This window comes from Candidatus Methylomirabilis sp. (genome assembly GCF_028716865.1).
Taxonomy (GTDB): Bacteria; Methylomirabilota; Methylomirabilia; order Methylomirabilales; family Methylomirabilaceae; genus Methylomirabilis.
The window spans coordinates 19,518-39,433 of sequence record NZ_JAQUOY010000024.1; the positions used below are offsets into that span (position 1 = coordinate 19,518).

At 58.8% G+C, this 19,916-nt stretch carries 17 protein-coding genes; 10 read left to right on the plus strand and 7 right to left on the minus strand.

The features are described from left to right. Nucleotides 1-3 precede the first annotated feature (3 nt). Genes PHV01_RS10110 through PHV01_RS10140 form a run of 7 tightly spaced genes read right to left on the minus strand, consistent with a single transcriptional unit; the run spans nucleotide 4 to nucleotide 8,477 of the window. Nucleotides 4-2,034, minus strand: a complete 2,031-nt coding sequence (locus tag PHV01_RS10110) for an AsmA family protein (RefSeq protein ID WP_337291033.1) — start codon at nucleotides 2,032-2,034, stop codon at nucleotides 4-6. Between the two features lies 1 nt (nucleotide 2,035). After that, nucleotides 2,036-3,508 carry an Asp-tRNA(Asn)/Glu-tRNA(Gln) amidotransferase subunit GatB gene (gene gatB, locus PHV01_RS10115; RefSeq protein ID WP_337291034.1) on the minus strand — a complete coding sequence of 491 codons (1,473 nt, stop codon included), beginning with the start codon at nucleotides 3,506-3,508 and terminating at the stop codon, nucleotides 2,036-2,038. 14 nt (nucleotides 3,509-3,522) lie between these two features. Next, a complete protein-coding gene (locus PHV01_RS10120) occupies nucleotides 3,523-3,966 on the minus strand; it encodes a gamma-glutamylcyclotransferase family protein (RefSeq protein WP_337291035.1) in 444 nt (147 codons plus the stop codon). Nucleotides 3,967-3,969: 3 nt separating this feature from the next. Further along, nucleotides 3,970-4,350 carry a hypothetical protein gene (locus tag PHV01_RS10125; protein ID WP_337291036.1) on the minus strand — a complete coding sequence of 127 codons (381 nt, stop codon included), beginning with the start codon at nucleotides 4,348-4,350 and terminating at the stop codon, nucleotides 3,970-3,972. A 31-nt stretch (nucleotides 4,351-4,381) separates the two neighbouring features. After that, nucleotides 4,382-5,842, minus strand: a complete 1,461-nt coding sequence (gatA, locus tag PHV01_RS10130) for an Asp-tRNA(Asn)/Glu-tRNA(Gln) amidotransferase subunit GatA (RefSeq protein ID WP_337291037.1) — start codon at nucleotides 5,840-5,842, stop codon at nucleotides 4,382-4,384. Nucleotides 5,843-5,846: 4 nt separating this feature from the next. Further along, the gene (gene gatC, locus PHV01_RS10135) at nucleotides 5,847-6,137 is read right to left on the minus strand and encodes an Asp-tRNA(Asn)/Glu-tRNA(Gln) amidotransferase subunit GatC (protein WP_337291038.1); all 291 of its coding nucleotides are present in this window, start codon (nucleotides 6,135-6,137) and stop codon (nucleotides 5,847-5,849) included. Nucleotides 6,138-6,182: 45 nt separating this feature from the next. Next, nucleotides 6,183-8,477 (minus strand): UvrD-helicase domain-containing protein, encoded by a 2,295-nt coding sequence (locus PHV01_RS10140; RefSeq protein ID WP_337291039.1) that lies wholly within the window; start codon nucleotides 8,475-8,477, stop codon nucleotides 6,183-6,185. A 239-nt stretch (nucleotides 8,478-8,716) separates the two neighbouring features. Between PHV01_RS10140 and PHV01_RS10145 the strand changes: the two genes are divergently transcribed. The 10 genes from PHV01_RS10145 to PHV01_RS10190 all read left to right on the plus strand — a co-directional run bounded on the left by PHV01_RS10145 (nucleotide 8,717) and on the right by PHV01_RS10190 (nucleotide 19,701). Further along, nucleotides 8,717-8,980, plus strand: a complete 264-nt coding sequence (locus tag PHV01_RS10145) for a hypothetical protein (protein ID WP_337291040.1) — start codon at nucleotides 8,717-8,719, stop codon at nucleotides 8,978-8,980. 8 nt (nucleotides 8,981-8,988) lie between these two features. Beyond that, on the plus strand, nucleotides 8,989-9,378 hold the full coding sequence (locus PHV01_RS10150; protein WP_337291041.1) for a type II toxin-antitoxin system VapC family toxin: 390 nt from the start codon (nucleotides 8,989-8,991) through the stop codon (nucleotides 9,376-9,378). 407 nt (nucleotides 9,379-9,785) lie between these two features. Beyond that, complete coding sequence (locus PHV01_RS10155; RefSeq protein ID WP_337291042.1) at nucleotides 9,786-10,397, plus strand: hypothetical protein; 612 nt, start codon at nucleotides 9,786-9,788, stop codon at nucleotides 10,395-10,397. Between the two features lie 191 nt (nucleotides 10,398-10,588). After that, nucleotides 10,589-11,572, plus strand: coding sequence for a DmsE family decaheme c-type cytochrome (locus tag PHV01_RS10160; RefSeq protein WP_337291043.1), 984 nt, complete (start codon nucleotides 10,589-10,591; stop codon nucleotides 11,570-11,572). A 33-nt stretch (nucleotides 11,573-11,605) separates the two neighbouring features. Beyond that, on the plus strand, nucleotides 11,606-13,939 hold the full coding sequence (locus PHV01_RS10165) for an MtrB/PioB family decaheme-associated outer membrane protein (RefSeq protein ID WP_337291044.1): 2,334 nt from the start codon (nucleotides 11,606-11,608) through the stop codon (nucleotides 13,937-13,939). 127 nt (nucleotides 13,940-14,066) lie between these two features. Then, nucleotides 14,067-14,522: a Rieske 2Fe-2S domain-containing protein gene (locus PHV01_RS10170; protein ID WP_337291045.1), complete on the plus strand. Its 456-nt coding sequence runs from the start codon at nucleotides 14,067-14,069 to the stop codon at nucleotides 14,520-14,522. Between the two features lie 5 nt (nucleotides 14,523-14,527). After that, complete coding sequence (locus PHV01_RS10175; protein WP_337291046.1) at nucleotides 14,528-15,616, plus strand: cytochrome b N-terminal domain-containing protein; 1,089 nt, start codon at nucleotides 14,528-14,530, stop codon at nucleotides 15,614-15,616. 13 nt (nucleotides 15,617-15,629) lie between these two features. Beyond that, nucleotides 15,630-16,892 (plus strand): hypothetical protein, encoded by a 1,263-nt coding sequence (locus tag PHV01_RS10180; protein ID WP_337291049.1) that lies wholly within the window; start codon nucleotides 15,630-15,632, stop codon nucleotides 16,890-16,892. 157 nt (nucleotides 16,893-17,049) lie between these two features. Beyond that, nucleotides 17,050-17,433, plus strand: a complete 384-nt coding sequence (locus PHV01_RS10185) for a c(7)-type cytochrome triheme domain-containing protein (protein ID WP_337291047.1) — start codon at nucleotides 17,050-17,052, stop codon at nucleotides 17,431-17,433. Between the two features lie 120 nt (nucleotides 17,434-17,553). Continuing rightward, nucleotides 17,554-19,701 carry a cytochrome b/b6 domain-containing protein gene (locus tag PHV01_RS10190; RefSeq protein WP_337291048.1) on the plus strand — a complete coding sequence of 716 codons (2,148 nt, stop codon included), beginning with the start codon at nucleotides 17,554-17,556 and terminating at the stop codon, nucleotides 19,699-19,701. The last annotated feature ends 215 nt before the right edge of the window (nucleotides 19,702-19,916 follow it).

Consider the following 19,916-nt stretch of genomic DNA (forward strand, 5'->3'; position numbering starts at 1 on the left):
TCCTCATCGGCTGAAGAGTTTCTTGAACACCTTCTCCAGCTCCTTGTCCCGATCTTTCCCAAGGAGTTTGCCGACTTCTGTTTTGATCCGTCCCTCGATACGACCCATTTGAGGGGTGACGACCGGATCGGATGAGGGGCCTTGTACCTTGGCCTCAAGCGTCGTTTTCGCGAGTTTGGCTGTGACGTCGAAATCCAGGGTCTGATTGAGCAGATTGGCGCCTCCGACAGCATAGAACTTGGCCCCGTCTCGAAGCAGTGTCAGATCACGGGTTCGTAGGATTCCACCATCGAGTGTCCAGTGGGCGCTGAGGCGATCGAACTCGTTTAGAGTGAGAGGAGGGATGCCTACCCCCTTCAGGATAGGATCTACGGTTTTGGAGAGCCGTTCCAAAGGCGTATAGCCGATTATGCGGCCGTTTGTCACGGCCATGTCGGTTTGTCCTGAGACCTTGGCGAGCGCCCCAGGGCCGAGCGGTCCCGAAAACTCCATCTTCGAGTCCAGCGTCATCATTCCGTGTAAGGTCCACCGCGGCTCTTGGATCGCCTTCAGGAACGGCTCAGTCTGGATCCCCTCGAGATGCGTGGCGACCCTTACATGTGGCGCTCGTCCACTGAAGGAGAGCGCCGCGTCACCCGACAGATTTCCGCCATAGAAGCCGCCATGGAGTTGACGGATGGTGAGCAGCCCACAGCAATAGCGAAGGTCGCCTTCTGCGGCGGTCAGGACCAGCTTTCCCCAACGCAGAACGCCTGAGCGTAGGTGTCCCTCAACCTGGAGTCCGCCGACTTCGGAGGAGTGCGGAGTGCGAAATCCTCCCACCCCCCCTTTATCATTTGAAGGTACGAGGTCTGCGGTGCGTAGGGGCGACTGGCCGGTCGCCCCTACAGGTGCTGCTGCAGTCGCTATGGCCACGAGGGATTCGATGGAAAGATCCGGCGTATCCAGCCAAAATTGAATGCGAGGCGACTTCTGAGTTGCCAGGTGGAGACGGCCCGTGGTGGTGTGGCCCTCCCAGAGCAGGCTTACCTGAGAAAGGTCGAGTCCGTCACCTTCCCATCGCCCCTTCGCCCGTAGCCACGCTTTATCCCCCGGCGCTTTGTCGTTCTCCTTTCCGCCTGTCCCCGCATGCGTGAAGCGGGAAAGCGCCATACCGACTCGCTGCAGATCGACGTTGGTCTCCAGATCAAGGCGCGGCCACTCGCCAACGGCCTTCCCTTCAAGATCGAGGGTTCCACTGAGTGCTGCGGCAAAGGGCGAGGAGCGTAGTGCGCCGAATGACGAAGCCAATTGCGCGACATCGAGTCCCCGCACGTGAAGCGCCACCTCAATCGACGGGTGATCTCCTTCATGGGGTTGTATGCTCCCGGTCAGGTCAAACGAGCCGGATGCGCCGCCAAGCAGGGGTCCGTTGGCATGAATGCGGATGGGGCTGCGGGGAAGTGGCGCCGGGATGTCCACGTTCACATCCTTCAACTCCAGCCTGGCCGGTCCATAAGGGTAGAGAGGGTTATCGAGAACGATGGCCCCCTGACGGATGGTCAGGGCCCCTGCCACCAGGACCGGCAGGGCAGGCTGCCCTCTGGCCACTCGCGTACCTTCAGTATGGCGCGATTCGACGGCTGCCTCTCGTGCGGTCGGTCGAATCAAGTCATCGAGGTTCCACCCATCCGGCCCCCCGGCCAACCTGATACGTGGCCGGTCAATGCGGACGTTCCTGACCTGGAGTTCGCCCTTGAGGAGCGGCAGCAGTTTGAGCGCCAGATCAAGCCGCTCCGCCTCCAGGAACGGTCCAGACCACGGGGCGCGATCAGTAATAAGCAGATCTCGGATGGTGACCCCGGGCGACGGCAGGAGGTGGACTCGCAGACTGCTTGCGGTGACTTTGCGGTTCAGCAGTTGGCTGGTTCGACTGGTGAGGATCCCTCGGTACCGCTCCTGGTCCAGGAGAAGCGGGCCGGCGAGGAGCACGATGACGAGCCCACCCAAGACCAGGAGTAACCCGAAGAGCCAACGCCGCCCGCGTCCCGTCACCTTACCCGCCCCCTCCGGGCTCCTCTCCCTTGAGTCGCGTGAGAAGCAGCTCGCCCACCACCTGTGGATTGGCCTTGCCGCGACTGGACTTCATCACCATGCCGACCAGAAAGGTGAGGCTTTGTACCTTCCCTTTCCGGTAGTCGGCGACCGGCCCGGGATGTTTGGCCAGCACCTCCTCAACAATCTGGAGCAGCGCGTCCTGGTCGGAGATCTGGGTCAGCCCCTGCTCCTTCACGATCAGCTCAGCCGATTTCCCGGTCTGATACATCTGCTCAAAGACTGTTTTGGCGATCTTGCCGCTGATACTTCCGCCTTTCAGCAGCCCAAGGAGCGCAGCCAACTCGGCCGGCGGGATCGGGCTGTCGGCAATCTCCCGGCCATCCTTGTTCAGATGGCCCAAGAGTTCTACCATCACCCAGTTACTGGCGAGCTTCGGCTCCTGGCAGTTCTTCGCGACCTTCTCGTAGTAGTCGGCAAGCGGCCTGGATGCCGTGAGGACCGCAACATCGTAGTCCGGGATCCCATACTCCCGGGCAAACCGAGCGCGGCGCTGCTGCGGTAGTTCGGGCAGGGTCGCGCGGATCTCGTCGATCCACTTCTGTGAGACGGCCAGGGGGACCAGATCCGGTTCCGGGAAGTAGCGGTAGTCATGAGCGTACTCCTTGCTTCGCATCGACAAGGTCAGCTCCTGGTCGGCGTCCCACAACCGTGTCTCTTGAACGATCCTTCCTCCTTCTGTGAGGACCTGTGTCTGTCGCTGGATCTCATAGGCCAACGCCTTCTGGACGCTCTTGAAGGAGTTCATGTTCTTGACCTCAGCCTTGACCCCCAACTCCTCGCTGCCGGCTGGCCGCAGCGAGACGTTGGCGTCGCAGCGCAGGCTGCCTTCCTCCATGTTGCCGTCGCAGACTTCCAGATACACGAGGATCGCCCGGAGCTGCCGGAGATATTCACCAGCCTCTTCCGGGCTGCGGATGTCGGGCTCACTGACGATCTCCATTAATGGCACGCCGCTGCGGTTAAAGTCCACCAGACTAGAGTCGGCGGCCTGCAACGTGCCGGCATGTAACAGCTTGCCGACGTCCTCTTCCAGATGGAGGCGATGGATGCGGACGCGCCTGGTCGTTCCATCGACAGGGAATTCGATCGATCCTCGCCAGGCGAGCGGGAGTTCGTACTGGGAGATCTGGTAGTTTTTCGGCATGTCGGGGTAGAAGTAATTCTTCCGGTGGAAGCGACAGGCTGGAGCGATGTCGCACCCCAGGGCAAGCGCGCTCTTGAGGGCGAATTCCACCACCCGCCTGTTCAGGACGGGCAACGTGCCCGGCATCCCCAGGCAGACAGGACAGGTCTGGCTGTTGGGGGGGGCGCCGAAGGCGGCGCTGCAGCCGCAGAAGATTTTCGATCTGGTCAGGAGCTGGGCATGTACCTCCAGCCCGATGACCGCTTCAAATTGGGTATTGGGTGTCATATGTTGAGTCCTTACTACGTCAAAGGTCGGATTGACTCAAGAAGGTCGATGTACTCATCGGACAGTCCGTGTTCCTCAGCGCCGCTGATCAGCAACTGTTTATACCGTTTTGAGGGAGGCGTCTCGCGGCCAGGATTCTCCATGAAGTACGCAAACGCTCTGATGACCTTGCCCGAGCGGGTCCGGAGCTGAATCTCCTTACGAAGATACAGATCGGGGAAGTGTTCATACTCATCCAATGCCTTTTGTTCTGCGTCGCTGATCTCCCACACCACGCCCTCAACCTGCTTTCCTGGTTTCTCGCGGATGTTTGCAATTCCACCACCCCACATCGGGGAGTTTCCGAAGAAGGTCAGCTCATGGTCAGAGAGCACCGCCGCGTCCACAAACTTCGCCTTCGGGCAGAGCCGCTTGAGCTGGACTCGCTCCATGTTCGAGCCGTAGGCGAAGTAGAGCATCCGTTAACGCCCCCCGGAACGAGCTCGACCCCTCGCGTCCCAGATCGCGTGAGGCTCGAACGTAAATGAGGTTGCCATGCGGTACTTCTCGGCGATCTCGACCTCGAAGGGCGCTTCCTGGCCAGGATCGAGTGCCGTAACTTTCACCGTCTGCCGGCCCAGCTCCTGCCGGTGAGTCGGCTTACGCCTGTACGGCCCTACATGGCTCCTTGTTTCGCCCAAAAATCGGACGACGATGACGACATCTTCGGCCCGTTTGGCGCTGACGTTCTTGACCGTGCCCTTAAGGGTGTCGATCCATCGCTCTGAGTTCAGGATCACCAGGTCCTTGTTCGCGGCCGAGGTGGCGCATGGCAGTAGACTGAACGCGAAAGTCAACCCCATGGCAAGGCGTCTCACCGATGCTGCCGCCATTTTACAATGGGGGTTTGCGGCGGCGCCAGTCGGTCGCCTGCTCATAGGCATGTGCTACCTTCAGGATTGTCGCCTCATCGAAGGGCTTACCGATCAGTTGAAGCCCGATCGGCAGTCCGGCCTTGGTGAACCCGCATGGGATTGAGATGCCGGGCAGGCCCGCCAGGTTGACCGAGATCGTGAAGATATCCGACAGGTACATCTGAAGCGGATCCTCGGTCTTCTCGCCGAACTTGAACGGTGGTGTCGGCGAGGTAGGGGTCGCGATCACCTCGCACGTCTCGAAGGCCCGTTCGAAATCACGGCGGATCAGCGTCCGGACTTTCTGGGCTTTGAGGTAGTAGGCATCGTAGTAGCCGGCCGACAGCGCATAGGTCCCGAGCATAATCCGGCGCTTGACCTCCGGCCCAAACCCCTCTCGCCGGCCCCTCTGGTACATCTCCAGCAGGTCGGCCGGCCGCGAGGTCCGATACCCGTATTTGACCCCGTCGTAGCGGCCCAGGTTGCTGCTGGCCTCAGCGGTCGCCACGAGGTAGTAGGTCGCGATAGCATACGGGCTGTGGGGGAGCGAGACCTTTTTCTGCGTTGCCCCCAACTCTTTCAGCGTCCGGATCGCCGCCCAGATAGCCGTTTCGACCTCGGGGTCCATCCCCTCGACAAAATACTCGTCGGGAATCCCGATGCGCACTCCACGAACGTCTCCAGTGAGTGCGGACGAATAGTCCGGAACGGGCAGATCCGCCGAGGTCGAATCGCAGGGGTCGTGTCCGGCGATTGCGTGCAGGAGTATGGCGCAATCGCGAATATCTTTCGCGAAGGGCCCGATCTGGTCGAGTGATGAGGCGAAGGCTACCAGGCCGTATCGGGAGACCCGGCCATAGGTCGGCTTGAGGCCCGCAACGCCACAGAAACTCGCCGGCTGCCGGATTGATCCCCCCGTATCGCTGCCGAGCGCGGCGGCGCACAGATCGGCCGCCACCGCGGCGGCAGAGCCGCCCGAGGAGCCACCGGGGACATAGTCGAGCGCCCAAGGATTCCGCGTCGGGAAGAAAGCCGAGTTCTCCGTCGAGGAGCCCATGGCGAACTCGTCCATGTTCGTCTTCCCCAGCAGGACCGCCTCTTGCGCTTTGAGGCGTCGGATGACGGTCGCATCGTACGGCGGCTCGTACGGTTCCAGCATCTTCGAGGCGCAGGTAGTCCGCACTCCTTTCGTGCTGATGACATCTTTAATCGCCAGCGGGATACCGGCCAACGGGGGGAGAGGTGAGCCCCCGGCGAGCAGCCGATCGACGGCCCCGGCTTGCTCAAGGGCTCTGTCCTCAGTCAGGGTTGTGTACGCCATGACCTGTCCATCGAGGCGTGTGACCCGATCCAGCACCGAGCGGACAAGCTCGGTTGCGCTCGCTTCGCGCCTTCTGAGCAGCTCCTGCATCTCGTGGATGGTGAGTTGAGTGAGGTCCACGGCGTTACTCCTCCAGGATTCTCGGGACGCGGAAGAAGAGATCATGCCGGTCTGGTGCATTCGTCAGGGCCTCCTCCTGAGAAAGCGACGGCGTGACCTCATCCTCGCGGAATACGTTGGTCATCGGCAGGACATGAGAGGTCGGCTCGACAGCAGTCGTGTCCAGTTCATTCAGTTTGTCGATATAGCTCAGGATCGAGTCGAGTTGAGCCTGCATCCGCTCCTTCTCCTCCGCGGTCAGCTCCAACCGGGCCAGCCTGGCCACATGCTCGACCTCCTTGAGTGTAATCTTCATGGCATATGTCCTCTCGCGTTAGTGTCGTGCGTGGCAAGCGATCACCTACGCCTGCTCCAATTGGGCATACTTGACCATGAGCTTCTTTTCACCGGCGCCATTGAACTTTACGACGACCTTCAGATCGTCCCCGCTGCCGCTTCGCTGCCGGATCACCCCGACGCCGAAGTCGGGATGCCGGATGCGGGCTCCGGGATACAGGCGATCGACGAAGGGCTCATCCTCGTGACGCTCTTGCTGATGCTCTCGATGTTCGGAAAAGATCAAGGGCGACGCGCCCCTGGATTCCCACGGCTCCTGGATCTGCAGGACTTCCGGCGGGATTTCATCCAGGAACCGTGACGGCAGGTTAAAACTACGGTTGCCGTAGAGGCGTCGCTGCCGAGCCGATGCCAGATAGAGCCGTTGCTTCGCCCTGGTCATGCCGACATAACAGAGTCGGCGTTCCTCTTCCAACTCCCGCTCGTCAGGCATGGCAAAGGCGTGAGGGAAGATTCCTTCCTCCAGTCCAACCATGAAGACCGTGTCAAACTCGAGACCCTTGGCCGTATGAAGCGTCATGAGCGTGACGGCGCCTCGGCCTTCGGTATATGCGTCGATGTCACTGATCAGTGCCACGGAGTCGAGGAACGCCGGCAATCCTCCCTCCGCATTGCGCTCCACAAACTCCTGGGCGGCGGTGACGAGTTCCTTCAGATTTTCCAGGCGGCTCTGGGCCTCCGGCGTGTCATCGCGCTGAAGCTCCTCAGCGTACCCGGAAGCGGTAATCAGCTCTGCGATCAGGTCTGGAATTGAGATGAAGGCGGATTTTGTCCTGGCCTCTTCAATCAGTTGGAGTAAGCCCTCCATGGCCGACTGTTGCCTGGTATTGAACAGCTTCTCGCGTACCGCGCGTTGGCATGCCTCCCAGATCGTGCTCTTTCCTTGCATGGCCAACAGTTCGAGCTTGGCGATCGTGGCCGGTCCGATCCCGCGCGCCGGCGCATTCACAAGCCGCTTAAAGCTGATGCTGTCGGCGGGATTGACCACCCAGCGCAAATAGGCCAGGAGGTCCTTAATCTCCTTCCGTTCATAGAAGCGGAGCCCACCCACAATGACGTACGGAATCAGGACTCGACGCAAGGCCTCCTCCAGGACTCGAGACTGCGCGTTTGTCCGGTAGAAGATTGCGTAGTCGTCGTACCGCGTCACTGTATCGGCCATCCGACCTTGGATCGTCCTGGCGGCGAAGAGAGCCTCATCGGTTTCATCGAGGGCCCGATAGAGCGTGATGATGTCCCCGACCTCGTTTTCGGTCCATAAGGTTTTTCCCTTCCGATCGCTGTTGTGGGCTACCACCGCCCCCGCGCCCTGCAAGATCCGCTGCGTCGATCGATAGTTCTGTTCCAGCCGGATCACCGCGCAGCCCGGATGGTCCCGCTCGAAGTTCAGGATGTTGTTCAGGTCGGCGCCGCGCCACCGATAGATCGACTGGTCGTCATCGCCTACTACGCAGAGATGCCCGTACTTGCCGGCCAACAGATGGATGAGGCAGTACTGGACGTGGTTGGTGTCCTGGTACTCGTCCACCAGGATGTAGCGCCAGAGATCCTGGTAGGCAGCCAGCACTTCCTGGTGCTCCTCAAAGAGGCGCACCGTCGCCATGAGTAGATCGTCGAAGTCGAGCGCCTGCAGACCCTCCAATCGCTCCTGATACATGATGTACAGCTTGGCGGTTCGCTCCTCCATGTGGTCATTGGCCTGCAGTGCATACTCCTCGGCGGAGAGCAGCTCGTTCTTGGCGCGACTGATACGGGACAGGACCGCACGGGGGTTGACCGCGCGCTCGGACAAGCCCAGCCCCCGCAGACAATCCCGCATCAGGCTCATCTGATCGCCCTCATCATAGATGACGAAGGAGCTCTTCAAGCCCAACGCCGAGCCATGCTTCCGCAGAATCCGAACGCAGGTAGAATGAAACGTCCCGACCCAGACCCCTTCGACGCCCCAGCCGCTCGTCCTGAGTCCTTCGACTTTGCTCAGGACAGGCTTGTCGAAGCCTGTGGTGAGCTCTGTCGAACCAGATGCGGCTGGGGTGCTCAGGGCAGGGCTGATATCGGCTTGTCCCAAGAGGTCCGCCACTCGGCGCTTCATTTCACCGGCCGCCTTGTTGGTGAAGGTGACCGCTAGTATATTCCAGGGTGGGACCCCGCAGTGGCCGATCAGATAGGCGATCCGCCTGGTGATCACCCGGGTCTTCCCCGATCCGGCCCCCGCCAGCACCAGCAGCGGCCCCTCGGTGTGCAGGACCGCCTCTTCCTGTCTGGGATTGAGGCCCTCCAAGATTACGTCAGTGTTCACTTCGGCGTGCCCCTACGTCGGTTGGCCGTTCTACGTTAATAATCTCGGCTTCATCATAGGCGAACCCGCCCGATGCGACAAGCGATATTTCGCGTGTGAAGCCTTGTCGGAGATGGGTTCCAGTGCTGGAGCAGGTACTCCCGAAAGAAGGGCAGTTTCAGGAATCTTGACCACGCCTGAAGATGATGCTAGAGTTGCATCATAATGATGCATTATATGCAACATCACAGGAGGCGTCAATGAAGGCGATCACACTGCGAAATCTGCCACCCGAGCTCACCAGGATTATTCGCCAGAAGGCCGACGAGCAGCACGCGAGCATCAACAAGGTGGTCATCAGCCTGTTGGAGAAAAGCGTAGGGGTTCGAAGAAAGAAAGGTGAGGTGACCCTGCACCACGATCTGGATGCGCTGGCCGGGACGTGGACGCGCGAAGAGGCCGCAGCCTTCAACAGAGCCCTGACCAGGCAGCGTGCTATTGATCCGGATCTGTGGCGACGATGAGTCGGGCGATGGTGGACACATCGGCCTACTCGGCGTTCATGCGAGGTCACCCGGAATTCACGCATGCTCTCCAGCAGACCGACGAGATCTATCTTAATGCCGTCATTATAGGTGAACTGCTTGCAGGTTTTATGCGTGGAAAGTACAGAAAAAAGAACCAATTAGAGCTACAGCAGTTCCTGACATCACCGCGAGTGAGCATCGTAGCAATCAATGAGGAGACCGCCGAAAGGTACGCGGTGATCCTCGATGCGCTCTGGAAGGCAGGTACTCCTATACCCACGAACGACATCTGGATCGCGGCAAGCGCCATGCAACACGGGTGTCGCCTCATAAGTGCGGACGCACATTATCAGAAGGTCGGTCAAATCATCGTGGAGTATTTTGAGGTGTCCTGATGTCATGCCAAGTCGAAGATACGGCATTACGATGACGGCATTGCGCGGATCGGCGTCATACTGATCTTGACAGCGACCTATATTCATAATGTACTACTTGAAATATCGTTGATAAGTGTGTTTAAACACATAATAAGTATGTTAAGCCAAAGCGACTTCAGGCTGGTGCTATGCAGACCAGCAGAGCCATAGCGAGGTGTCTTAGAACCCGTCCTGCAAACCCCTTGTTGTGGTTCGACGGGCTCACTACGAACGGGAAAACGTTATTCTTCTCAATCTACAGGGGGTTGATTCCCCGCGGCTTACTGCGGGGTAGTTCACTGCATATACCGTTCGCCCTGAGCGTGTCGAAGGGTGGATGGGGGTTTACAGGACAGGTTCCTTAGTGACTGCAAAGGATAGCGTCAGTGAATCCCGAATCCCCTTACTTTACGCAGAAGCGCCGGTACCGATTGACGGTGGCGCGTGTTGGGGTGATCGTTTCCCTTATTGCAGCAGCAGTGGCGCTCGCGAACGTGCTGGCGGTCAGGGATCATCTGTGTTATGAGCACCACATGAATATGTTTTGCTCGATCGCCCAAATCGGCGAATCCGAGGTGAGAGTATTCGCATGGCATCCGGAGGTGAAGCCATTTGACCGGAGCGCCTCGACCCCTCGCAGCGCACTGTCCGAGATTCTACCTGAGGAAAAACGGGCATACGGCAGCCGCTTTCCGAGCGGACAACGACAGTGGCTGTACTGGGAAGCGCGATTGAAGTCTCGTGAACCTCCGGGTCGCTCAATCAGGTTCATCGTCCATTGGACGACGTATGCTGCAGGTGATCATGCTGTCGCGGGCGGTGTCGTTGAGGCCACGTGGGGTGCTGATGACCCGGCAGTCCTTATTATTGGCCCTGTCGACACCGTTCCAGTGCAAACCTCCAGTCAATTCCCGCCTGGCCGCTATGAGATCGTTCTGAATGTGTACGGCAATCAACTGGCTGAGTCGAAGGTTCGCGGCGGATTCAAGATTTACTGAAGAGCCTGTCCAACCAATGAGAGCGCGATGTATCTGTTTGTACGGGGATAATAATATGAGGGGAGCAGTTCGTGAGGGAACAACGAGGCAAGTAAATACTTGACATTCCATCGAGGCAATCATATAGTCCCTTCGCTGCTTGAAGTCAGAGTTGCGTTTCCATTCGCGCTCCATACCTGAAGGGTGTAAAGATGAAGAAACGTAACGCTGTAGTCGTCCTGTTACCCTTATTGCTGATTACTCTCCTCGTTGGGTGGGCGTGCAGTCGCTTTACCTCTCCGCCCTCTAAAACTGGAGCCCCATCCGCCACGACCACCGATGCCCCTCAGCCCAAGTGGGTCGGTCCACCCCCAGGCGCCAAGTACGTGGGAAGTGAGTCATGTGTGAAGTGTCATGAGGAGTCGACCCAGCGTTTCCACAAGACGAAGATCGGGCGGGTCATGTCGGTGAATCCGCGAGCGACGCAGGGGCAGGGAGACTGCGAGTCATGCCATGGTCCAGGTGGCCCGCACGTTGCCACAGAAGGCGGTGCCCTGGAGACAGTGATCAGCTTTGAGAAGGGAGCGGAGCCTGTCGAAGTGCAGAATGCCGTCTGCGTGAAGTGCCACGAAAAGGGTGAGCATACCTTCTGGAAGGGAAGCACCCACGAAGTACGGGGGGTGGCTTGCGTGTCCTGTCACAAGGTGATGGAGTCGGTGTCCGACCGATACAATCTGGCAAAGCCGACCGCGATCGAGGTCTGCTCGCAGTGCCACCAGACCCGCCGGGCCCAGCTCCAGCGGAGCTCTCACATGCCGCTGCGCGAGGGAAAGATCAGTTGCGGCGACTGCCATAACCCGCATGGGACCGCCACGCAGGCGATGCTCCGGGAAGATTCGGTCAATGACAACTGCTTCAAGTGCCATGCCGAGAAGCGCGGACCATTTCTTTGGGAACATGCACCCGTGACGGAAAGCTGTTCGAACTGCCACGAGCCGCACGGCTCCACCAACGAGAGGCTCCTGAAGGTCAGGGTTCCCCGCCTCTGTCAGCAGTGCCACGTCGAGACCCGGCACCCAACCAGCCCTTACGATCCGAGGACCGGGTCACGGTTTGTCATTAATAGGGGCTGCATCAATTGCCACCAGAAGATCCATGGGTCAAACCATCCCTCAGGATTCGCCTTCACGAACTGAGGTGGCGATCTGCATCAAACGGAGGAGGTGGCCATGGGAGCGTTAGTCTGGATGAGGCGGATCAGCACAGCACTGCTACTCGCCATCGCCTTGTTGCTGGCAGCCGTGGCGCCGGGCCAGGCTCAACAACCACAGTCGGAGGAGGCTTTCCCATGGTGGGTCAACTGGCTCAACGATCGGTTGCCGTTCGGCCTCAACGTCACCTCGGTAGATATTGAGGGAGGCTATCGGACGATTGGCGACAATCGGAGCTCGGCCAAGTTCCAGGAGTATCGGGTGCTTGAGGAAAGCCCTTTTCTGGACCATGCTCGAATCTCTCTTGAAACCAAGGACCAGAAGCAATACATCGAGTTCTCCTCAATAGACTCCTTCAAGCAAGATCAGAGCTACTTGTTCCGATTCGGGAAGTACGGTGGCTATGAGCTGGAGATCTTCTGGGATCAGGTCCCTCATCTGTTGAGCACGACGGGACGGACTCTGTTCACGACAACGCGCGAAGACGGCAACCCCAACCTGACCTTGCCGTCCGGTGTCGCATCGACGGTGCAGGCTGCCACACCCGCGACCAGGGCCTCCGTGCTGGCAGGCTTTCTGGCCAATGCCACGCCGACGGATCTTAGCTTCCTGACCTCCAAAGCGGGATTCGGGTTTAAATACAACCTGACAGATTCTCTGGATTTCGGTGTCCGCTACACCTTTACGCAGAAGGACGGGACGATCCCTTTTGGCGCGGGCTTCAGCAGCCCAGGGGGGAACGTAGTCGAGATTCCGGCCCCCCTCTTTAACCGGACTCACCAGGTTGAGGTCAAGACGCAGTATGCTCAACCAGGCTGGAATGTCGGCCTCGGCTACACCGCCTCGATCTTCGATCAGAGCGTCGACAATATTACGTTCGACAACCCACTCTCGGCCACGAACAGCCCGACCCTTTCGGCTCGCGGACTGACCACCATGGACCCGAGCAACCAGGCGCATAACGTGTTTCTCTCTGGTGGTCTCTCCCTGCCGCTTCAGACCAGGGTCACGGGGAAGGTCTCCTATGGGTGGCGGCTTCAGGATGAATCGTTTGTCTCCCATACCATCAACCCGGCCTTGGCCGCGAACCCTGGGTTGGTTCTCCCCAGGAGCAGCTTTGACGGAGATATCAGGACGACCCTTGTGGCTCTCAACGCGACGAGCCGCCCGCTTACCGCTTTGCCGCTGACGCTGTATGGCGGCTACCGTTTCTACGATTTCAATAACCGATCGCCCGAGATCGTGTTCCCGGCTCATACCGTTCGGGATACGTCGCTCACACCCGATGCGGAGGTCAACGCGCCTTTCTCCTACACCAAGCACAATGCCCACCTGGACGCGGGTTATCCTATTCTCAGCGATCTTCATTTCAAGATGGGCTACGAGTGGGAACGTTGGGATCGTAATTCCAAACTCCGCGAGGTGCCGACCAGTGATGAGCACTCCCTAAAAACCAGCCTGGACTTCACGCCGATCGATTGGCTGCTCTTCCGCGCCGCGTATCGTCGGGGCTGGCGGCGTATCGATAACTACGTGCCACAAGCTCACGATAAGCACGTGACCGTTGACATCGAGGGGGAGCCATGGGCGCCGGATCCTCTGGGCCAGTCGGTCCTGCTTCGGAAGTTCGACGAGGCTGACCGGAACAGGGACCGGGTGGAGATCCTGACGTCGATCAGCCCGATCGAGAACCTCAGCTTTACGGCTACCTATAGTCTCCTGCAGGACCATTTCAATAACTCCGACCTTGGCTTGCAGAAATCGAGAGGGTGGAGTGCAGGCGGTGATCTGGCCTATAGCCCGTTCAAGTGGCTGTCGTTCTTCGTCAACTACACGCGAGAAGAGTTCCGCTATGATCAGCTCTCTCGCTCCAGGCCGGTCACCGGCACTACGGCTTTTGACTTCACGGACTTCAACTGGAGGAGTGTCAACACTGATACGATTGACACCTACGGGGTCGGTACGGACGTCAGCCTGATTCCCAATCGTCTCAATTTTCGGCTGACCTACACCTTCTCGGATGCCGATACCATCATGAGATCGTTCAACCCGGTTAAGCCGACCAGTGGCACTGGAGCTCAGCGAGCGACCGCGACCGCCGTGGACTATCCGTTGGCGAACACGAACCTCCATACCCTGATTGCCGCGCTTCGCTATAACCTGACCAGGAACTGGAGTCTCAAGGGCGAATATCGATTTGAGCAGTTTCGCGAGACCGATTGGGCGACCGATGCGATCGGGCAATCCGGTCTGACAAATCTGCCCCCGACGACCGATACCTTTTTGGGCGCTCGGTTCCTGCAGAATTATGACGCCCATATTGCAGCGTTTACACTTCGCTACCAGTTTTAAGCGAACCTCCTGGTTTCAGACGTCTCGCTGATGTGCTAGTATGTTGCCTGCGAACAGGAGCAGGCAAGCCAGCCTGCCGGGCACCGTCTGGTAGGCTGGCTTTTCACGTTTAAGACTGAAGGAGGGAATGGTTGTGGCACAGCAGGATGAACAGGTCGACTATGGGCGGCGCACAGTGAATTGGCTTCTGGGAAGTTCCCTCGGCGTGCTCTTCATATCCATCCTGTACCCGATTGTAAAATACTTGATCCCCCCCAAGCTGGCCGAGCCGACCACGTTCAGCGTGACCCTTCCCTGGAAGCTCGCGGAACTGAAGGCGAACTCAGGGCGGATCTTTCGCTTCAGGAGTCGTCCGGGTATCTTGGTGAAGACCTCAGCAGGCGAGTTGCGGGCGTTTTCTGCGGTCTGTACCCACCTGGAATGCACGGTGCAATACCGGGAAGCGCGGCAGGATATCTGGTGCGCCTGTCACAATGGTGTGTACGACCTAAATGGGAAGAATATCAGCGGTCCGCCGCCACGGCCCCTGGAGCCTCTCAAGTTGAACGTCCGGGGAGATCAGATCATCGTCATGAAAGGATAAGTAAGGTGACGGGAGTTCGGATTGCGGCCTGGCTCGAAGAGCGAATCGATCTCTGGCCGCTCAGGCATCTCATTCAGAAGAAGGTCATCCCTGTTCATCGCCATACCGTCTGGTACTACTTCGGCGGGATGACGCTCTTTCTCTTCGGGATTCAGGTGGCTACCGGGATCCTGCTGACCCTCTACTACCGGCCCAGCGGCGAAGAGGCGTACGAGAGTGTTCAATTTATCATGACCGAAGTCCAATTCGGTTGGCTTGTTCGCTCGATCCATAGCTGGTCGGCCAACCTGATGGTGCTGACAATGATGATCCACCTGTTCAGTGTGTACCTGACCCAGGCCTACCGAAAGCCGCGGGAGCTGACATGGGTGACCGGAATGTTGCTGTTCGGCATCGTTCTGTTCTTCGGCTTCAGCGGGTATCTGCTGCCCTGGAATGTTCTCGCGTATTTCGCCACTAAAGTCGGAACTGAGATCGCCGGGCAGTTCCCACTTGTGGGTCCTGTTCTGATGCGGCTCCTGCGGGGTAGCGACGAGGTCACGGGCGCGACGGTTTCCCGCTTTTACGGTATGCACATTGCCATCCTGCCGGCGCTCATCACCATGATCCTCGGCCTCCATCTGTTCCTGGTGCAGAAGCAGGGGATGAGCGTTCCCCCGGCCGTGGAGCGATCTCATGCGGGACGGCCGCTTCCGACCATGCCGTTTTTCCCTAATTTTCTGCTGCGAGACCTCTTTGGCTGGTTTGTCACCCTCGGGGTCTTAGCGGCATTAGCCGCGCTGTCCCCATGGGAGCTGGGACAAAAGGCCGATCCCTTCGCTCCGGCGCCTGCCGGCATTCGACCGGAATGGTACTTCGTCTTCATGTTTCAGAGCCTGAAGTATATCCCGGCGAAGATCGGTCCCTTTGAGGGTGAGGTCTTGGGAGTCCTGGGTTTCAGTCTGGGCGGGCTGTTACTTTTATTGGTCCCATTTCTGGACAAGAAGTCGGCATTGGGAGAGCCTAGTCCGCTCTTCCGATCGATCGGAATCGGCATTATTGCGTACATTGTGATATTTACCGTGCTTGGATATGTCGCGCCCGGCGCCAAATGAGGACGCCGTGAGGATGGCGCTGCGCGTTGTATGCTTCGGCCTCCTCCTGATCGCGGCCGGCCTGATTCGTGCCCCCTTCGCGGCGGCGGCGGATGCTTGCATCGACTGCCATATTGGATTAAGAGAGGAGCGCCTCAACCGTCCGGCTGTCAAGATTAAAGACGATTACCACCTGGCGAGGGGACTGGGCTGCCAGGGCTGTCACGGCGGTGATCAGACGGCGTTCGACAATAAAGCGCAGAGCCACAGTCCGGCCAAGGGATTTCTGGGCAAACCGAAGCGGCAGGCGATCCCTGAAACCTGCGGGAAGTGCCACAGCGATCCGGTCTATATGCGACAGTTCAATCCATCCATTCGGACAGACCAGGTGAAGGAATACTATACCAGTGTCCATGGCAAAAAGTTTCGCGAGGGAGATCAGAAGGTCGCCGTCTGTATCAGTTGCCATGACGTGCATGCGATCCGTGCCGTCAAAGACCAGATGGCTTGGACGCATCCTGTCAAGGTCGCTGAGACTTGTGGCCGATGCCACGGTAACGCTGAGTATATGAAAGCGTATAAAATCCCCACCGATCAGTTGGACAAGTACAAGCAGAGCTTCCATTACGAGATGTTGACCAAGAGGGGGGACCTCGCCTCCCCGACATGCAGTAGTTGCCACGGCAGTCACGGCGCCGCCCCTCCTGGTATCGATTCAGTGGCGAATATCTGTAGCCACTGTCATGTAGCGACGGCCGAGCTCTTCGCGAAGAGCCCGCACAAGCCGGCATTTGCCGAGCTGGGGATGCCGGCCTGCGTGACGTGCCATAGTAATCACGATGTCACGAAACCGTCAGATGCCATGCTGGCTGGTGGAGAAGGCACCCCGTGTGCCACATGCCACGAAGCGAACTCTCTACCCCTGAAGAAGGCCGCCGAATTACGAACCATGATTGAGAGTCTTTCAAGCCGGATCGATCAGGCGACGACGACCCTTACCAGGGCCGAGCAGGCAGGAATGGAGATCGGCTCTCCTCGATTCGAGCTGCTTGCGGCAAAAGAGTCCTTGATTAAGGCTAGAGCCGCGACGCATTCACTCGAGGTGGAACAGATCAAAACCGCTACCGACTCAGGGTTAGTCGTAGCCCAGAAGAGTCTTGAGAGCGGCCACGGTCTCCTGGCTGAGGTGCAGTTTCGCCGCAAGGGGCTGGCAGCCTCCATGCTGATCATTGTCGCGGTCCTGGTCGGCCTCTTCTTGAAGATCAGAGAAGTTGATCGGCGGAAAAGGTCCGGATGATCGTACGACCGGCATTGACATGATTGAGCGGAGTGATTATAGTTCAGAGATACGTGAAGCAAAGCGGATGGGTTCCTCAAGGCATCCGTGGGATATAGTCGTGAAGCTTAGCCAGATTCTTACGATTCGAGAAGATTGCCCGCGAAAAGGAGGAAGCATGAGATCAATGATCGGAAGGAGCGCGACGCTTACTCTGGCGTGCCTCCTCATCGTAAGCTTCACACCGACTCGCAGTCTGGCCCAGGCAAAGCCGAAGGTCCCCCCTCCCTTCACCTTTGAGCAGAAGACCACGAGTGAGGAGGGGAACCCGAGCCCAGGGAAGGTGACGTTCGATCACAATAAGCATATTGAAAAAGGCCAGAAGTGCCTGAACTGCCACGGTAAGGATAAACCTTTCAAGACCAAGATTGGGACCTCTCCGGACCTCACTATGAAGGCCTACAATGAAGGAAAGGCGTGCGGGACATGCCATAACGGGAAGGTGGCATTCTCCACAAAGGAGATGGGCAACTGCCTGAAATGCCATAAAGTCCCATCATAGCGCCGCACCTCTACAGCACCGAGACACAGCGACGAGAGTGTAGCGGGTGGCTGACATGAGGGTCCGCCTATTCGCCATGCCATTGTACGCTTGATAACGCGGAGCGTAGGTTGTGGAAAGGTGGCCGGAGGCCTTCTCCTTGTCTGGATTTTTCTGACGATAGCTCCGAATGCCTTTGCGGCCCTCTCGGGGTCGGCTTCCACTTCTGAGGAGTGTCTGGCCTGTCACAACGATCCCAACTTAAAAAAGGAGACCGGCGAGGGACGATACGCCTCGCTGTTTGTAGCGCCGGCCGATCTTGTTCAATCTGCGCACAAAGGGCTTGCCTGTACCGAATGCCATAATGACATCTCAGTAGTCCCTCACGCCGCAACGCCGCAGCCGGTCCGCTGCGGCGCATGCCATCGCAAACCCCATGAGACGGTTCCGAAGAGCGCTCATGCCAAACTGGGTAGCGACGGCCCCAGCGCCAATTGTATCGCCTGCCATGGCAGTCACCGAATCCAGAAGATAGCCGCGGATGGCAACGTCATCTGCGCGTCGTGTCATGGCCGTCAGGCAAAGCAAATGGCGGCCGGCATTCATGCCGGTAGCCGCGGGGAAAAAGCCCGGCACCTGCCTACCTGCGTCACCTGTCACACGGCCCATGCCGTCACATCCCACCGCGACCTCGCGTCACCTACCCATCGCTCACAGATTCACGATACCTGCGCCCGTTGCCATGCTGATCCGAAGGTCATCGCCCAAGAAGGGATCGTCAGACCGCGGGTCGTTGCGCTCTTTGCGCAAAGTATCCACGGCCAGGCCATCCTGCAGAAAGGCAATCTCGCTGCCGCAACCTGCACCGATTGCCATGGTACCCATGAGATCCGCCGAGCCGTCGATCCCGCCTCCGCTGTTTTTAAGCAGAACGTTGCCATCACCTGCAAGCGGTGCCACGCCGACGAGGCCGGTCAGTTTCAAGCCAGCGTTCATGGGAGGGCCGTCTCACGAGGGGTATTCGCGGCGCCGACATGTACGAATTGTCATGGGGAGCATGGGATCACCGCCACCCGCGCCCAGGGATCGCGAGTGGCGCCACTGACGGTCTCCAAGACCTGTGCTGCCTGTCACGAAGCGGCGCAGGTGGTCGAGGAGTTTGGCCTCGCGCCGCGCCGCGCCGGGACATTCTTCGAGAGCTTCCACGGCCTGGCGGTCAGAGGCGGATCGCCAGTGGTGGCCAACTGTGCAAGCTGTCACGGGACCCACAATATCCAGCCCTCGTCTGATCCTCGCTCGACCGTCAACCCGATGAATCTTTCGCGAACTTGCGGACAGTGCCACCGAGGCGCCGGCATGCAATTGGCCGGCTCCAGAATCCACGTAGCCCCCGGGTTCGGCGAGCACCCATGGGTGACCCTGGTCCGACGGATCTACCTTGTCATCATCTTTGTCGCCATCGGCGGGATGAGCCTGCACAACGGGCTTGACTTCCTGGCGCATCTGCGAGAGCGTTGGCGGGCAGAGGGCCGGAGGGAAGACGAACCCCGCGTACCTCCCGAGGTGGCACGCCGGCTCTTTGAGCGCTTCACACTCAATGAGCGGATTCAGCACTTCACGCTGTTTGTGACCTTCACGATCTTGGTCATTACCGGCTTTGCCCTGAAGTTTCCTGATGCGTGGTGGGCTCAGCCGCTGGTCTGGATGGAAAGCGGGTATGCCGTCCGAGCCTGGTCACATCGGATCGCCGGCGTGCTCATGACGCTGGCGGCAGGGTATCATCTGGCGTATCTGTTCGGAACGCAGCGCGGTCGGATTCAGTTCCGTCTGATGCAACCCTGCCGGCGGGATGTAGGCGAGGCGTGGGGAATGGTCGCCTTTAACCTGGGTCTGCGATCGCACCGACCCCGTTTTCACCGCTTTACGTACGTGGAGAAGCTGGAGTATTGGGCGGTCATATGGGGCACTGCTGTGATGGCCGGCACCGGATTTATCATGTGGCTCCAGACTGTTGTGCTGAAGCGCTGGCCCCTTCTGGTTATTGACCTGGCGAACGTCGTCCATTATTACGAGGCTTGGCTTGCAATGCTTGCTGTCCTGGTCTGGCACTTCTACAGCGTCATCTTCCGGCCTGATATCTACCCGATGAGTCGAGTGTGGCTGACGGGGACGATGACGGGAGAACAGATGGCCAAGGATCATCCTGCTGAGTTAGAGGAGACGCTCGCGGCAGAAACCGTAACAAGCTTAATGCCCGAAGATGAGATGACGGGACCGCGGGTAAGCTAAGGCGAGAGGATCCGATGACCGAACAGCCGCCCATCCGACGCCAACATGGGCCGACCTCCTGAAGGCTAACAAGATAATCGAGCAGGCCAAGTACCTCCCCCAATAAAGTGGACACCCACACCTAACAATGGAGGGGGGTCCAATGCGAGGCGTCAAGCGCTGTCAGGTGTCCACAGGACGGATGAAGAAGCATCGCTACAGCAATGAGTTCAAGG

Bases quoted from the DNA above. Each gene is read 5' to 3' on its own strand.
- PHV01_RS10185 (WP_337291047.1), top strand. From the start codon at position 17,050: ATGAGATCAATGATCGGAAGGAGCGCGACGCTTACTCTGGCGTGCCTC.
- PHV01_RS10145 (WP_337291040.1), top strand. From the start codon at position 8,717: ATGAAGGCGATCACACTGCGAAATCTGCCACCCGAGCTCACCAGGATT.
- PHV01_RS10150 (WP_337291041.1), top strand. From the start codon at position 8,989: ATGGTGGACACATCGGCCTACTCGGCGTTCATGCGAGGTCACCCGGAA.
- PHV01_RS10160 (WP_337291043.1), top strand. From the start codon at position 10,589: ATGAAGAAACGTAACGCTGTAGTCGTCCTGTTACCCTTATTGCTGATT.
- PHV01_RS10180 (WP_337291049.1), top strand. From the start codon at position 15,630: ATGGCGCTGCGCGTTGTATGCTTCGGCCTCCTCCTGATCGCGGCCGGC.
- PHV01_RS10165 (WP_337291044.1), top strand. From the start codon at position 11,606: ATGGGAGCGTTAGTCTGGATGAGGCGGATCAGCACAGCACTGCTACTC.
- PHV01_RS10120 (WP_337291035.1), bottom strand. From the start codon at position 3,966: ATGCTCTACTTCGCCTACGGCTCGAACATGGAGCGAGTCCAGCTCAAG.
- gatC (WP_337291038.1), bottom strand. From the start codon at position 6,137: ATGAAGATTACACTCAAGGAGGTCGAGCATGTGGCCAGGCTGGCCCGG.
- PHV01_RS10170 (WP_337291045.1), top strand. From the start codon at position 14,067: ATGGTTGTGGCACAGCAGGATGAACAGGTCGACTATGGGCGGCGCACA.
- gatB (WP_337291034.1), bottom strand. From the start codon at position 3,508: ATGACACCCAATACCCAATTTGAAGCGGTCATCGGGCTGGAGGTACAT.
- PHV01_RS10125 (WP_337291036.1), bottom strand. From the start codon at position 4,350: ATGGGGTTGACTTTCGCGTTCAGTCTACTGCCATGCGCCACCTCGGCC.